Raw genomic sequence first — 14,365 nt, 5'->3', positions numbered from 1 at the left:
GGACTGAGGTCACATCGCCTCGTGCAGGGCCCTCAACCGCAGGGCGACCAGCCCCACGTCCTCCAGGCTGCCCGCTGCCACCTCAATGACGAGCTTGTACGCCCCGTCCTGGTCGACGTCGAGCATCTCAGTGCCGTTGAAGTCGAGGAAGACGACCGTGCACATCCACGCCATACGCTTATTTCCGTCCACCAGAGGATGGTTCACGGCAAGCGAATGAAGCAGTGCGGCAGCCTTCTCGAAGAGGTCCGTGTACGCCTCGACGCCGAACATCTGCGACTGGGGACGGTGGACGGCCGAGCTGAGCAGACCCAGGTCACGCACGGCAACCTGCGTCTGCTCCCCACACGCCAGCTCCGCCAGGTCCAGGACCTCCTGGACCGTGAGGTACTTCATCTACTCCCCCAGCCTCCGCAGCAGGTCAGCCTGACCCGCCGCGTACTTCGCCCCCAGACGACGGACCGTGGCCCGATCCGCCTCCTGCTCCAGATACCGGTCGATCGCCTGGAGCACTATGGCGTGCATGCTGCGCCCCTCCTCCTCGGCACGCAGCTTGAGCGCCTCCTGCTGGTCGTCGCGCAAACGGAGATTCATAGCCATACCACGACGGTACCACTAGTGGGGCCAAAGTAGTACCAGCTCACCTTGCTCTCACTCGCGTAGTCACCCACGCCCCCACCAGCGCCACCCCCGCCATCGGCAGGAACACGACGGCGAAGGCGGCGGCATGGGAGCCGTCGGCCGACGCGGTGACGGTGTGGGCCACCGTGCCGCCGCCCAGCGCCGCGAAGGCCGCACCGCCCGCCGCCAGCAGCAACGCGTTGGAGAGGCCGTCGGAAATCTGGAGGGCGGCGGAGTTGGCCCCGGTCTCCTCCGGCGCCGAGAGGCGCAGCAGCAGCACGCTGGTCGAGGCCGTCACCAGCCCCATGCCGAAGCAGCCGAAGCCCCAGGCCAGGGCGACGATCCACACCGGCACGGCGTGGATCAGCACGCTGGGCACGGTAGCGATGGCGGCCGCGAGCAGCACCATGCCGAGGAACATCAGCCGGGCCCGGTACGGCTCCATCCGGGGCCGCGACTGCACATACGATCCCAGTGCCCAGGTCCCGCCGGCCGCCGCGAGCGAGAACCCGGCGAGGGTCGGTGACAGCCCCCGCTGGGTGACCAGCATGAGCGGCACGAAGGACTCTGCGGCGATGAAGGCACCGGCCGCGACCCCGCGCAACAGCACCACCGACGGCAGCCCGCGCGCCGCCCGGTACGTGCCGCGCGGCAGCAGCCCGAGGACGGCCGGCCCGAGTAGCGCGGCGCCCGCGGCGGCGGGGAGGAGCGAGAGCCATCGCAGATCCTGGGCGGCGTACTGGAGGAGCCCGGCGCCCAGCGAGATCCCGAGCGCGAGCCGGATGCGCCGCCGGTCGAGGGGCGCACGCTCCTCGGGACCGCCCGGGCCTGATGTCAGCCGCCGGATCTGCGGCAGCGCGAGCGCCAGTGGAAAGACGACCAGCACCGGTATCCCGATGAACACCCAGCGCCAGCCGAGGTGTTCGGTGACCGTGCCCGCGATGAGCGGTCCGACCACGGACGGAATCACCCAGCCCGCCGCGAACGCCGCCATGATCGCCGGGCGCAGCCGCTCCGGGTAGGCCCGCGCCACGACGACGTACAACGCGACGACGACCAGCCCGCCGCCGAGCCCCTGCACCGCCCGCCCGAGGATGAACACCCACATGGCTCCGGCGGTCCCGGACAGCAGCAGCCCTGCCGCGAAGGCCCCGATCCCCGTGGTGAGCGACGCCAGCGGCCCGTCCCGGTCGGCCCACTGCCCGGCGAGCACCATCCCGAACAGACTCGTCGTGAAGTACGCCGAGAACGCGAACGCGTACAACGACACCCCGTCGAGCTCCCGAGCCGCCACGGGCATCGCCGTCCCCACGGCCGTCGCCTCGAAGGCGATCAGCAGCTCCACGAACACAATCCCGATGCTGAGCGCCCGGTAGGGACGGCTCAGCACACCACCCTCCCCACCTTCGGCGGGAACCGTCGTGGCATCACGTGCTTCCAGGGGTGTCATGGCGGCCAGCGTAAGAGGCACAACTCGCGCCGACTCCTGTCCGAAGTCGGTGATCAACTACGCCTTTGGTCGTACGCCCAGCACCGCCCCTCCGACCGCCCGGCGGTTCATGAACGGCGTATGGCAGTCCCATTGCAGCGCCCGCGCACCCCTTGAGCCCCGCCCATGCCCCCGCCTACGGTCAACCCATCAGGTTCGGAACGAGTGAGCCGTGCCGCACCTGAGATTGGCCGTGTGCCCGAGTGGCTTAGGGACTCGCCTGCAAAGCGAGGTACGTGGGTTCAATTCCCGCCACGGCCTCCGGAACGGTATCGGCCGTCCTCGTCCCAGGGGGCGGCCGATCCGCGTTTTACGCGTACAGCGTCCCGCCCGCCTGGTCCTCGAATATCTCCGGCCAGTACCGCCAGCCGTCGTCGCCGGGCAGGGCCGGGGCCGGGGTCGTGTCGCAGGCGACGGGATCGACCGTGGCCAGGGTTTCGGTCATCGTCGCGGCGAGCTGTTCGTAGGAGTCGGTGAGGTCGTGGGCCGCGTCGATCGTCTTCTCGCGGTGCAGCAGCCAGAGGGTGAAGGCGAGCGTGGAGATGTCGGCGTTGAGCGGGCGCAGGGTGATGTCCGGCTCGCTCCAGGCGAGGACCGCGCCCGTGGTGCCGTCCACCACGAGGCTCGTGTCCTCCAGCAGGTAGCCCAGGCGGATCAGGCGGTCCGCGGCGGCGGGGAGTTCGTCGGCGGAGAAGACGCCGGGGCGCTCGTCCGCGTAGTACTCGCTGAGCGCCGGGAGCGGCACCTCCGTGTCCAGCTGGAAGAGGAGACCGTCCTCGGGCAGGCCGGTCTCGCGCAGGAAGCGGCGCGTCGGCTCGTGCGCGAGCGCGGGCGGGAAGTCGACGTCCTCGAAGCGCATGATCTCGCCGGCGCCGAACTCCTCGTCCAGCAGCCGCTTCGGGAGGTCGAGGACGAGTCCCTCGCCGGGGCCCGCGATCCGGGCGAGCGGACGGATCAGCGCGGCCATCCGCCAGTACGGCGGGACCTCGTCGCCCGCGTCCTCCTCGAAGACGGCGGCCAGCCGGTCCGACGCCTCCGTGACCGCCTTCGTGCCGAAGCGGCCCTCGTACGACGCGAACTGCCCGCGGGGATCCGTCAGTTCCTCCGTGGCCGCCGCGAAGCGCAGCAGCGCCTGCAGCGAGGGGGCCAGGGGCGACAGGTCCATCAGGGCGGGGTTCCGCGACAAGTACGTCGTGCGGACCTCCCCCATCGCCCCGTCCAGCACGATCGACTCCAGGTCCCTGTCGAGGGTCCGCAGCGCTCCTATGACCAGCTGGTCCCGCAGCTCCCCGGCGAGTCTGTCCGCGTCGCCCGCCAGGTCCGCGATCCTGCGCAGCCCGTGCTCGCGCAGTGCGCCGAAGCCCAGCAGCGTGCCGTCGGACGGCAGTCCGGGCCCCGTCAGCCGGCGCCGCGTCCCCGCGTGCGTGACGTACGGATCCAGCTCGTCGTCGGTCAGTGTGATCGCGCCGACGACGTCGGTGTCAGTCGTGCTCATGGTCCCCCCGCGCATGTGAACGCTTCGTGCTTCCCCCAGGCGGGAACACCGCGGCGTCCCACGGCAGTTCCCCACTGACCGAGAACCATACGCCGCACCACTGACAACGCCAGAAACACGCAGGAACAGGCCGCCCACACCCGGGAAACAGGCGCGGTGCAAGCGCCGCACAGGCGCCCGGCACAGCCCGGAAGCACCCGGGGTCAGGCCACCCGGGCCCGCTCCCGCCCCGCCACGATCGCGTCCACCGTCTCCGCCACGGTCAGCTCGGAGCTGTCCAGCCACAGCCCGATCCGCGGGGTCTGCGAGCGCAGCCCCCGGTCGAGTTCGTCGACCGTCCACGCCCCGTATCCGGTCTTCGCCCGCCCCGCCTCGCGCGCCGCGACGGCCTCGGGACGGGGGGTGAGGACGACGACGTGCAGCGGCCGGGTGCGGAACAGGCCGACGTACGCCGTCAGTTGCTCGCCGAGGACGACGTCCTGCACGACGGCCGTGAATCCGGCCCCCGCGTACGCGTCCGCCGTGGCCGCCGACAGCCCGTACCGCAACCGGAGTTGGGCCTCGGCCTCGTCTTCGGCGCCGGGCTCGTACTCCTGGCGCCCCGACACGATCATCCGCCGGAACACATCGCCCCGTACATGCGCCGCCCGCGGCAACCTCATCGCCAGCGCCTGCGCCACGGTCGACTTCCCGGCCGCCATGATGCCGGTGATCACCACCACGCCGTCCATCAGCGCACCTCAGCTGAAGTAGATGCCGCCGACGACGACCACCACGGCCGCCAGCAGGAACAGCAGCACCCAGATCAGCAACTTCCCGACGCTCGGCGGCGGTTCGTAGCGCGGCTGCTCGGGTTCGTGGCTCATCGGCTCGTCCGGCGCGCTCACGACCCCGTCACCACCGCGGCCTGCGGCCGGATCGGCAGCCGGTTGACCGGCCGTCCCGTCGCCGCCCGTACGGCGGACGCGACCGCCGCCGGGGAGGTCACGACCGGCACCGCGCTGACCGCCTTCGCGCCGAAGGGGGCGACGACGTCGCGCTCCTCGACGAGTTTGACGATGCGGATGTCGGGGGCGTCCAGAGCGGTGGGGAGGGCGTACCCGGTGAGGTCGGGGTGGCGGACCAGGCCCCGTGCCGTACGGAGGTTTTCGGTGAGCGCGGCGCCGATGCCCTGCGTGACGCCCGCCTCGATACGGGCCGTCAGCTGCGCCGGGTTGAGGATCCGGCCGACGTCCTGGGCGAGTGCCAGTTCCACGACGCGGACCGAGCCCAGCTCGATATCGACGTCCACGACCGCGCGGATCGCGCAGAAGGCGAGGCCCACGAAGGCGTCGCCCTGGCCCGCGCCGTCCAGTGGTTCCGTCGGATGCGGGCGGCACTGCGCGGTGGCCCACAGCTCCTTGCCGTCCATCGCCTCGGTGACGGTGGTCGACAGGACACCGTCGTACGACGTGATCTTGCCGTCGGTGATCTGGAGCAGCTCCGTGGACATGCCGAACTTGTGCGCCAGGGGCTGCAACAGCTGCGTACGGACCATTTTCGCGGCGCGTTCGACCGCTCCGCCCGACACCCACGTGTGGCGGCCGCGGCAACTCGGGCCCGCGGGCGGCTGGTCGGTGTCGACCGGTGCCACGTGCACCTCGTCGATACCGAGGGTCTCCTGGACGATCTGCCGGGCCAGCGTGGTGAAGCCCTGGCCGGTCTCGACGGCCGCGCAGAGCACCGTGGCGACGCCGTCGTGGACCTTGACCGTGGCCGTCGAGACCTCGTCCGCGCCCTCGGCGCCGAGCATGTGGACCATGCCGAGGGCGTAGCCGACACCGCGGCGCACGGCGCCGGGTTCGCCCGCGCCTTCGGGGCCGCCCGGGAGCAGCCACTCGTCCTCGGGGGTGTCCTTGGGGAGGGCGGGGAGCGGGAAGTCCCGTACGGCTTGGAGCAGTTCGGCGACCGGAGCGGGGCATGTCACCGTCTGCCCGGTAGGCAGCACATCCCCCGTGGCCATCGCGTTGCGCAGGCGCAGCTCGGCGGGGTCGATGCCGAGCTTCTTCGCCAGCTTGTCCATCTGGGCCTCGTAGGCGGCGCAGACCTGCAGGGCGCCCTCGCCGCGTACGTGCCCCGAAGGCGGGTTGTTGGTGCGCACGACCCAGCCCTCGATGAAGGCGTTCGGGACGACGTACGGGCCGCAGGCGAAGGAGACGGCGGCGGCCAGGGACTCGGCGGACGTGTCGGCGTAGGCGCCCGCGTCGAGCAGGATCTGCGCCTCGACCTTCACCAACTTGCCCTCGGCGTCCGCGTGGTGGCGGTAGCGCAGAAGCGTGGGGTGCCGGTGGGCGTGGCCCAGGAAGGACTCTTCGCGCGTCGCGGTGAGCTTCACCGGACAGCCGGTCTTCAGGGCGAGCAGGCCGAGCGGGAGCTGGAAGCCCTGGTCCTCGCGGTCGGCGGTGGCGCCGGGGACGCCGGTGACGACGACCTTCACGCGCTCGGGTTCGAGGCCGTAGCAGGCGGCGGCCGTGTCGCGGTCGGTGTGCGGGTCGGTGGAGGCCACGTAGAGCTCGACTCCGCCGTCGGGGCGGGGCACGGCGAGACCGGCCTCCGCGCCGATGGGGGCCGGGTCCTGGCGGCCGATGCGGTACTGGCCCTCGACGACGATCTCGCCGGCCGCCTCCGGGTCGCCGTGGCGCAGCGGGATGTGCCGGATCAGGTTGCCGTCGGGGTGCAGGGGTTCGGCCTCGAAGGCCTGCTCCGGGTCGGTCACCGCGTCGAGTACTTCGTACTCGACGATGACGGCCGCGGCGGCCATCCGCGCGGTGTCCGGGTGGTCGGCGGCGACGGCCGCGATGGGCTCCCCGTGGTGGCGTACGACCTCGGAGGCGAACACCGGGCGATCGGCCCTGCCGCGGCCGTGCAGCGCGCTGCCTGGCACGTCCTCGTGGGTGATGACCGCCCGTACGCCGGGCATCTCGCGCGCGTGGCTGGTGTCGATGGACACGATGCGCGCGTGCGGGTGGGGCGACCTGAGCACGGCCGCCCACAGCAGGCCCTCGGCCCACAGGTCGGCCGCGTACGGAAAGGTGCCCTCCGTCTTGGCGCGGGCGTCCGTGGCGGGCAGCGAGACGCCGAGCCCGTGCGGCAGGGGTTCGGGGCCGGTCTCGGGTACCGCGGGTGTCGCGGTGGCGGCTTCGTTGCTCACGCCTGGCCTCCGTCCTGGCCGTACGGCTGCTCATGCGGCGCTTGGGGGTCGTACGGAGAAGTGTTCTCGAAGGCCGACGGGTTGACCCCGCCCGCGCCCGGGCCCGCCTGGTGCGGGATGCGCGCCTCGTCCGGGTCGTGCGACGACGCCGATTCGGCGGCGGACGCGGCGTGCGCCTCGCGTTCGGAGACGACCTCGCGTACGGCGTCCAGGACCCCTCGGTAGCCCGAGCAGCGGCACAGGTTGCCGCACAGCGCCTGGCGGGTCTCCAGCTCGGTCGGCGCGGGGTTGCCCTCCAGGAGGTCGTGCACGGTCATCGCCATGCCCGGTACGCAGAAACCGCACTGCACGGCGCCGCACTTGGCCAGCGCCCGCTGCACGTCCGAGGGCTGTCCGTCGGCGGCCAGGCCCTCGACGGTGCGTACCTCGCTGCCCGCGGCGGTGACGGCGGGCACCAGGCAGGACGCCACGAGCCGCCCGTCGACCTGCACGTTGCAGGCCCCGCACTCGCCCTGCGAGCAGCCGTCCTTGGCGCCCGCCAGGCCGAGCCGCTCGCGCAGCACGTAGAGCAGCGATTCGCCGATCCAGGCGTCGGACACGGGGCGGTCGGCGCCGTTGACGCGCAGGACGTAGGAGGCGAGGGGGTGTTCGTCGTTCGGGGCCGGGGCGGAGGTCTCCGCGTCCTGCGCCGCTTCGGCGGCGGCGTCCGCGTCGGACTCGGCTTCCGGGTCCTCGTGCGACTGGTCCTCGTACGCCGGGTCCGGTTCGGGCGCGTCGGAAGCCTCAGCGGCGGCGGGCGCGTGCCCGGCGACCGACTCAGGAGCCTCGTGAGCGGGCTCGGCGGCCTGCTGGACGGCCTGCGCGGGGGATTCCGCATGCGGCTGCGCCAACGGCTCCGCGAACGTCTCAGCGGCCGTTTGACCCGGCTCGGCGGACCACGCCTGTCCAATGGCCTCCGTCGCCCAGGGCGCGGCCGCGCCGCCGGGGAGCGTGGCGGGCGGCGTGCCACCCCACTGCTCGACGAGCGCCGAGGTGGTGAACTCGCCCGATTCGTCCGGAAGGTCACCACCGGCCACCGGAATCGACCACTGTCCGGTCACGTCGTGACCGGGGTGCACACCGGCGGCGCTCTCCGGTACGGCGGCGGCCTCGCCGAAGTCCCACTGCCCGGTGGCTCCCGAGTGGTACGCGAACCCGTCGTGCGCGGCTTCCTGGGGTGCGGCTCCCTGGTGCGCGGCGTTCGGGTCCGGCCACTGGACGGCCTCGGCCGGCACGGCCCACGTCCCCGCGGCCGCGGGGTCCGTCGCCGCGGGTGTCGTGGGGGCCACGGTGATCTGCGGGGGCACATAGCCGTGGCCGGGTGCCGCGAGCGGGCTGTCCCGGTCGGCGAGCAGGGCCTCGATGCCGCCTTCGGGGAGCTTGACGAAGGCGGTGGCGCCGTCGTCGTAGTCTCCCTGGGGCAGCGGATCCCATCGGCCGCCGCTCTGCGGGGTGCCCTCTCCGTGCTGGTCGTCGGTCACGAAAGTGCCCTCCCCAGTGCTCGTCGGGCCAGCGCGGCGACGGTGCGCCGCAGGTGCAGTACGGCGGGCGGAAGCTGTTGCACGGAGCCGTCCTCGGCGGGGACGGGGTCGGGGATGCAGGCCGCGGCGACGTACTCCCCGAAGGCGGTGAGCGCCTCGGGCACGATTGCGCGGTTGTTGTCCCAGTCGATCAGCTGGGCGACCCACGCCTCGGCGTCCAGGGGCCGCAGCGGCATCGGCGCTATGGCCCCGACGGCGCACCGCACTCCGCGCCGCGCGGGGTCGAGGACGACCGCCACGGACGCGATGGCGCGCCCGGGTCCGGTGCGTCCGGTCGCCTTCAGGAAGACCTGCGGCGCGTGCAGCAGCGGCACGCGCACGAAGCCGATGAGTTCTCCGCCGCGGAGCATCTCCACGCCCGCGAGCAGGTGCGAGACGGGGATCTCACGGCGGGCTCCGCCCGGGCCCGCGATGATCAACGTGGCTTCCAGGGCGGCCAGTACGGGCAGCGCGTCCCCGGTAGGGGCGGCCGACGCGATGTTGCCGCCCAGGGTGCCCGCGTTGCGGATCTGCGGCGGTCCGGCCGCGCGCGCGGCGGCGGCGAGCGCCGGGATGAGGGCCGCGAAGTCGGGGCGCCCCATACGGGCGTGCGTGAGGCCCGCGCCGAGCAGCGCGTGGCCGTCCTGGTACTGCCAGCCGCGGATCTCGCTGATCCGGCCGAGGCCGACGAGCGCGGCGGGCCGCAGCTGTCCGGAGTTGACCGCGGCCATGAGGTCGGTGCCGCCCGCCACGGGAACGGCGGCGGGCATGGCGGCCAGAGCCGCGACTGCCTCGTCCAACGAGCCGGGCAGCGTCACGGCCTGCGCCGCCTGCGGTGCGTGCGTGGTCAAACCGGCTGCCCCTTCCCGCTGCCCCACCTGGTCCCACCTGTGCTGCCGTACGGTACGTGCTGACAGGGCGGACGTGGCAACTCTGGCACATCTTCCCCGGCCCTCGACGCGGGGGTCCGCTAGGAGGCATTCGCCCCTCTCACCAGGGAGATGGCCCGTTTTCATATGGCATCACCGGTGAGCGCCGATTGACGCTCTTCGGTGACCCTTGGGTGCCTTTTTCCTTGTGGGGGTCATGGTCACGGGGAGAACACCCCGGGACACGCCGCTCGGGAGTCATCTCACACGTTCGGGGGCGCACCCTCGATCGGGCGTCCGAGCACACCGGGTCGCCGCTGCCACGGAAGGGGGCCCGTAGGAGGCCGGTAGGCCACTCCGAGGGCGTCAAGTCGCCCGTAGTGGGCGGTCAACCGCCGCTCGAAGTCGGCGAAGTCCCGTTCGGCGGGGGCGGGCAGGCTGCTCCAGGCGACCTCGGCGAAGGCCGCGAGCCGCGGGAACGTCTGGTAGTCCACGCGCGCGTGGTCCTCCATCGCCTCGGTCCACACGTTGGCCTGAGTGCCCAGCACATGCCGCGCCTCGGCCTCGGTGAGCTGCGGCGGAACGGGCTCGAAGCGGTAGACGTCCTCCAGGGTGCGGACGTAGCCGATGGGCACCGGCTCGTCCTCGCCGCCGTCCTGACGGTGGTCCAAGTACACATGCTGCTCGGGGCACATGACGACGTCGTGGCCCGCGCGCGCGGCCGTGATGCCGCCCTCGTAGCCGCGCCACGAGGACACGGCGGCCCCCGCGGCCAGCCCGCCCTCCAGGATCTCGTCCCAGCCGATCAGCCGACGCCCGTGCGCGGAGAGCCAGTTGTCGAAGTGCCGGACGAACCAGGACTGCAACGCGTCCTCGTCCGCGAGCCCCAGTTCCTTGATGCGCGCCTGCGCCGTCGGCGACTGCCGCCACTGGTCCTTGGCGCACTCGTCGCCGCCGATGTGGAGGAACGCCGAGAACTCGGCAGCGTCCGCGGGGAACAGCTCCAGGACTTCCTCGAAGACCCCCTCGTAGAAGCGCAGGGCGGTGTCAGTGGGGGCGAGTACGTTTTTGGAGACGCCCCAGTCGTCCCAGACGGTCAAGGAGGTCGTGTCGATGACGTCGATGTTGCCCAGTTCCGGATACGCGGCGATGGCGGCCTGCGAGTGGCCCGGGATGTCGATTTCGGGGACGACGGAGATATGCCGCTCGGCCGCGTACGCGACGATCTCGCGGATGTCGTCCTGCGTGTAGAAGCCCCCGTGCGGCTTCTCCTCCCACAGCGGCGAGGCACGATGGCCGAATTTCGTGCGCGCCCGCCAGGACCCGACCTCCGTCAGCTTCGGGTACCGCTTGATCTGGACACGCCATCCCTGATCGTCGGTGAGGTGGAAGTGGAAGACGTTGAGTTTGTGCGCGGCCAGCAGGTCGAGATGGCGGAGGACTCCGTCCTTGGGCATGAAGTGCCGGGAGACGTCGAGCATGAGGCCGCGCCAGCGGAATCGGGGGCTGTCCTCGATCGTCACCTGGGGGAGATCCCAGTCCCGGTCCGGCCGCACCGGAGCCCGTCGGTAGGCGTCGGGGCCGAACAGCTGCCGGAAGGTCTGGGCGCCCCAGAAAACCCCGGCGGCGCTGCCCCCCTCGATGCGGCGGGCGTATCCGTCGATGACAACGCGATATCCCTCGGGGGCGAGTTCCGGATCGATGCCGAGGACGATGCGGTTCTCGGTGTCGTGGCCGTCGGCCAGCGGATACCCGGTGGCCGCGCCCAGCGTGGAGCGCAGCCAGCGGGCCACTCCCTCGGTGCCGGGCCGCGCCTCGATCGTCGTCTCCGCGTCCAGACTCTCGTATCCGGGGCTGGGCAGTGACCAGTAAAGATCCCGCGGTGCCGGAATCAGTTCCGTGCCGTCCGTCATGCCATCAGTCCTTTACCGCTCCGCCGAGGCCGGAGACCAGTCGTCGCTGTACGAGTACGAAGAAGATCAGCACCGGAATCGTCATCACCGTAGAGGCCGCCATCACGCCGCCCCAGTCCGGCTCGTCCGGCTTGTAGAAGACAAGGAGGGCCATCGGCAGGGTCGACTGGGAGGTGTCGCTGATGATGAAGGACTTGGCGAACAGGAAGTCGTTCCAGGCCGAGATGAAGGAAAAGACACTCGTGGCCACCAGCCCCGGGAAGACGAGCGGAAAAAGGATCTGCCAGAGGAATCGCGCGCGGCTCGCCCCGTCGAGGTACGCGGCCTCCTCCAGCGCGTCCGGAACGGCCTTCACAAATCCTCGCAGCATCCAGATCGCGAAGGGCAGCGAGAAGGCGATGTGCGGCAGGATCAGCGAGCCCAGGGTGTTCAGCTGACCGACGTCCCGCATCAGGAAGAAGAGGGGGATCGTCAGGGCCTCCACGGGCACCATCTGCGCGACCAGGAACATGATCAGCAGGGTGGTCCGGAAACGGAAGCGGAATCGGGTGACCGCCGTCGCCGCGAGAAACGCGATCAGCGCGGAGACGACGACCACGGAGCAGGCGACGACAAGACTGTTGAGGAAGTAACGGCCGAATTCCTGCTGCCCGAAGACGCGCCGGAAGGAATCCAGGGACGGGGACAGAGTCCAGGGCCGGGGTTCGGTGGACTCGATCTCTCCCGCCGGTTTGAAGGCGCTCAGCACCATCCAGTAGAGCGGGAAGGCGACGACGGCCGCGATCAGCAGCGCGGACACCTCGGCGGCGAGCCGCCAAGGACGCCGCGGACGCCACGGACGCCGTACGAAACCACGTACGAGACTCACAGTTCCTCCCCCTGCCTGCGCAGCAGCCGCAGATAGACCAGCGTGACCGCCAGCAGAATCACCAGCATCACCACGCCGATCGCCGAGCCGAGGCTGTACTGCGAGGAGGCGAACGCCTTCTGGTACGCGTACACGTTCAGCACGAGGTTCTGTCCGGCGATGCCGCCGCCGTTGGTCATCACATAGATCTGCGTGAAGACCTTGAAGTCCCAGATGACCGACTGGATGGTGACGACCACCAGGATCGGCCGGAGCATCGGCGCGAGCACCGAGCGCCAGATCCGCCACTGCGAGGCGCCGTCCAGGGCCGCCGCCTCCAGCACCTCACCCGGTACGGCGCGGATCCCCGCGTACACCGTCACCATCACGAACGGGAAGGAGCACCACACCACTTCGAGCAGGACGAGTGCGAAGGCGCTGTAGCGCCCGTACGTCCATGAGTGGTCACCGATCCCAAGGACCCGGTTGACGGGGCCGAAGTCGGGGTCGAAGAGGAACAGCCAGACCGTGGAGCCGGTGATGGCCGGGGTCGCCCAGGCACCGAGCCCGGCCAGCATCAGCGCCAGCCGGGGCACGGCCCGTACGCGGGTGAGGAGCACGGCGAGCGCGCAGCCGGCGGCCAGCGTGGAGACCACGCAGGCCGCCGCGAACACGACGGTCGCGAGCAGCACCTGCCAGAACTGGTCGTCGGCGAAGAGCGTCGCGTAGTTGCCGAAGCCCTGGAAGGTGGTCGGCTCGCCGCCGCTGACCTGCGCCTGGGTGTACTCCAGGAACGAGATCAGGCCGAGCTGGTAGACGGGGTAGACGAGCAGCCCGCCGATGACGAGGAGGGCGGGGGCGAGATAGAGCCAGGGGGTCCAGCCGCCCTTCCCGCGCGGAGACTTGCCGGTCACGGCTCCGCGACCTCGGCGTCCGGGCCCGCGGGCATCCGCCTTGGTGACCGTGCCCCGCTCGGCAAGCGTGTCTTGCGTCGCCATCCGCTCAACCCGCGGAGCTGAACGCGTCGTTCATCTTCTTCGCCGCGTCCTTGGAGGCGGCCGCCACGTCCTTCTTGCCGCTGACGACCTCCTGGAACATCGTCGGCAGAACGAGCGACGCGTCGATCTGGGCCCAGGCTGGCGAGGCGGGCACGAATTTGGCGCCCGCGGCGAGGGTCTTGACGAAGGGGGCGACGAACGGCTCCTTGGCCGCGACCTCGTCCCGCACATCGGTGTACGTCGGCAGGAAGCCCATCGCGTCGAAGAGCTCGCCCTGGGTCTTCTTCGACGCCAGCTGCTTCATCAGGTCGACGGCGAGCGTGCGGTGCGAGGTGCTCTTCAGGACGCCGATGTTGTTGCCGCCCGCGAACGCCGGGGCGATCTCGCCCGCCTTCAGACCCGGCAGCGGTACGACGGCGTACTTGCCCTTGACCTTCCCGGCCTCGATCGCCGCGTGGCTGAAGTCGCCGCCGATGGCCATGCCCGCCTTGCCCGAGGCGAAGGCCGTCACCGTGTCGTTGCCGCCCATGCCCGCGCACTTGGCGGCCGGACAGTTGTCGTCGCCGAAGAGCGACGTGTAGGCCTTGATGCCCTTCTGGGCGTCCGCGCTGTCGATGGCGGAGGCGTACGAGCCGCCCTTGCCCTGGGCGAGTTCACCGCCGTTGGACCAGATGAACGGCATCGCGCCGTACGTGTAGGCGCCGCCGACCGCGAGGCCGTACAGGTCGGGCTTCGCCGCATGGATCTTCCGCGCGGTGTCCGCCAACTCTGCCTGTGTCTTCGGGACTTCGAGGCCCAGTTCCTTGAGGACGTCGGTGCGGTAGTAGAGGGCACGTACGCCGACGAAGTACGGGGCGCCGTAGATCTTCCCGTCCACCGTCACCGACTCCCTGGCCGTCGGGTCGGTGTCCTTGGCCTCGCTCCAGCCGGTGAAGTCCTTGGTGACGTCCGCGAGTCCGCCGTCCTTCACATAACCGGCCGTGTCCGTGTTGCCGTACTCGATGACGTCCGGAGCGCTCTTCGGGTCGTTGAAGGCGGCCTTGATGCGCTGGGCGCGGGTCTCGACGGGGATGTACTCGATGGTGACCTTGGTGCCCTTGTGGGCCTTCTTGAAGGTGTCGACGGCCGCGTTGACGACCTTTTCCTTCGGCGTGTTGTTGACCTCCTGGAAGAGCCAGACACGCAGGGTGCCGGTCTTCTCGTCCTTGCCGGAGGAGGAGTTGTCGGAGGTCTGGGGGGCGCAGGCGGTGGCGACGACAAGGGCCGCGAGGGCGGCGGCCGTTCGGACAGGGAGCTTCGTCGAGAACTTCATCGAGCATCCTCCGATGGGAGTGTGTTGCAACATACGCAATGGCGGTTTCGCTCTGCACAACACACCGGAGGT

The 14,365-nt window shown here is 71.0% G+C and carries 12 protein-coding genes, 1 tRNA gene and 1 pseudogene; 1 reads left to right on the top strand and 13 read right to left on the bottom strand.

Annotated features, from left to right (window positions below):
* Window positions 1–9: 9 nt before the first annotated feature.
* Genes ACZ4WS_RS25165 through ACZ4WS_RS25155 form a run of 3 tightly spaced genes read right to left on the bottom strand, consistent with a single transcriptional unit; the run spans window position 10 to window position 2,071 of the window.
* A complete protein-coding gene (locus ACZ4WS_RS25165; RefSeq protein ID WP_467983563.1) occupies window positions 10–396 on the bottom strand; it encodes a type II toxin-antitoxin system death-on-curing family toxin in 387 nt (128 codons plus the stop codon).
* Entirely contained in the window at window positions 397–594 is a 198-nt protein-coding gene (locus ACZ4WS_RS25160) for an Arc family DNA-binding protein (RefSeq protein ID WP_151470956.1), read from the bottom strand.
* 46 nt (window positions 595–640) lie between these two features.
* Window positions 641–2,071: an MFS transporter gene (locus tag ACZ4WS_RS25155; RefSeq protein ID WP_467983561.1), complete on the bottom strand. Its 1,431-nt coding sequence runs from the start codon at window positions 2,069–2,071 to the stop codon at window positions 641–643.
* Between the two features lie 228 nt (window positions 2,072–2,299).
* Here ACZ4WS_RS25155 and ACZ4WS_RS25150 point away from each other — a divergent pair.
* A tRNA-Cys gene (locus ACZ4WS_RS25150) sits at window positions 2,300–2,371 on the top strand.
* Between the two features lie 49 nt (window positions 2,372–2,420).
* Here the strand turns inward: ACZ4WS_RS25150 and ACZ4WS_RS25145 are convergent.
* The 10 genes and pseudogenes from ACZ4WS_RS25145 to ACZ4WS_RS25100 form a co-directional block, all read right to left on the bottom strand.
* Window positions 2,421–3,605, bottom strand: coding sequence for an SUKH-4 family immunity protein (locus ACZ4WS_RS25145; RefSeq protein WP_467983559.1), 1,185 nt, complete (start codon window positions 3,603–3,605; stop codon window positions 2,421–2,423).
* Window positions 3,606–3,997: 392 nt separating this feature from the next.
* Window positions 3,998–4,267: pseudogene (locus ACZ4WS_RS25140) on the bottom strand (phosphotransferase); the annotation flags it as partial.
* A gap of 78 nt (window positions 4,268–4,345) precedes the next feature.
* Window positions 4,346–4,492 carry a hypothetical protein gene (locus tag ACZ4WS_RS25135; protein ID WP_467983558.1) on the bottom strand — a complete coding sequence of 49 codons (147 nt, stop codon included), beginning with the start codon at window positions 4,490–4,492 and terminating at the stop codon, window positions 4,346–4,348.
* Window positions 4,489–6,795 carry a xanthine dehydrogenase family protein molybdopterin-binding subunit gene (locus ACZ4WS_RS25130; protein WP_467983556.1) on the bottom strand — a complete coding sequence of 769 codons (2,307 nt, stop codon included), beginning with the start codon at window positions 6,793–6,795 and terminating at the stop codon, window positions 4,489–4,491. Before ACZ4WS_RS25130 ends, ACZ4WS_RS25135 begins: the two co-directional genes overlap by 4 nt.
* Entirely contained in the window at window positions 6,792–8,315 is a 1,524-nt protein-coding gene (locus ACZ4WS_RS25125) for a (2Fe-2S)-binding protein (RefSeq protein ID WP_467983554.1), read from the bottom strand. The genes ACZ4WS_RS25130 and ACZ4WS_RS25125 overlap by 4 nt, the downstream gene beginning before the upstream one ends.
* Complete coding sequence (locus tag ACZ4WS_RS25120; protein ID WP_467983552.1) at window positions 8,312–9,205, bottom strand: FAD binding domain-containing protein; 894 nt, start codon at window positions 9,203–9,205, stop codon at window positions 8,312–8,314. The genes ACZ4WS_RS25125 and ACZ4WS_RS25120 overlap by 4 nt, the downstream gene beginning before the upstream one ends.
* Before the next feature lie 281 nt (window positions 9,206–9,486).
* Window positions 9,487–11,136, bottom strand: a complete 1,650-nt coding sequence (locus tag ACZ4WS_RS25115) for a beta-N-acetylhexosaminidase (protein WP_467983549.1) — start codon at window positions 11,134–11,136, stop codon at window positions 9,487–9,489.
* Window positions 11,137–11,140: 4 nt separating this feature from the next.
* Window positions 11,141–12,004, bottom strand: a complete 864-nt coding sequence (locus tag ACZ4WS_RS25110) for a carbohydrate ABC transporter permease (protein WP_467983547.1) — start codon at window positions 12,002–12,004, stop codon at window positions 11,141–11,143.
* On the bottom strand, window positions 12,001–12,981 hold the full coding sequence (locus tag ACZ4WS_RS25105) for a carbohydrate ABC transporter permease (protein WP_467983545.1): 981 nt from the start codon (window positions 12,979–12,981) through the stop codon (window positions 12,001–12,003). Before ACZ4WS_RS25105 ends, ACZ4WS_RS25110 begins: the two co-directional genes overlap by 4 nt.
* Before the next feature lie 4 nt (window positions 12,982–12,985).
* Entirely contained in the window at window positions 12,986–14,293 is a 1,308-nt protein-coding gene (locus ACZ4WS_RS25100) for an extracellular solute-binding protein (protein WP_467983544.1), read from the bottom strand.
* Window positions 14,294–14,365: the final 72 nt, after the last annotated feature.

This window comes from Streptomyces sp. NPDC029292, from assembly GCF_055569295.1.
The sequence above is the reverse complement of the archived record's forward strand: the minus strand, read 5'-3'. Positions and strand labels throughout refer to the sequence as shown.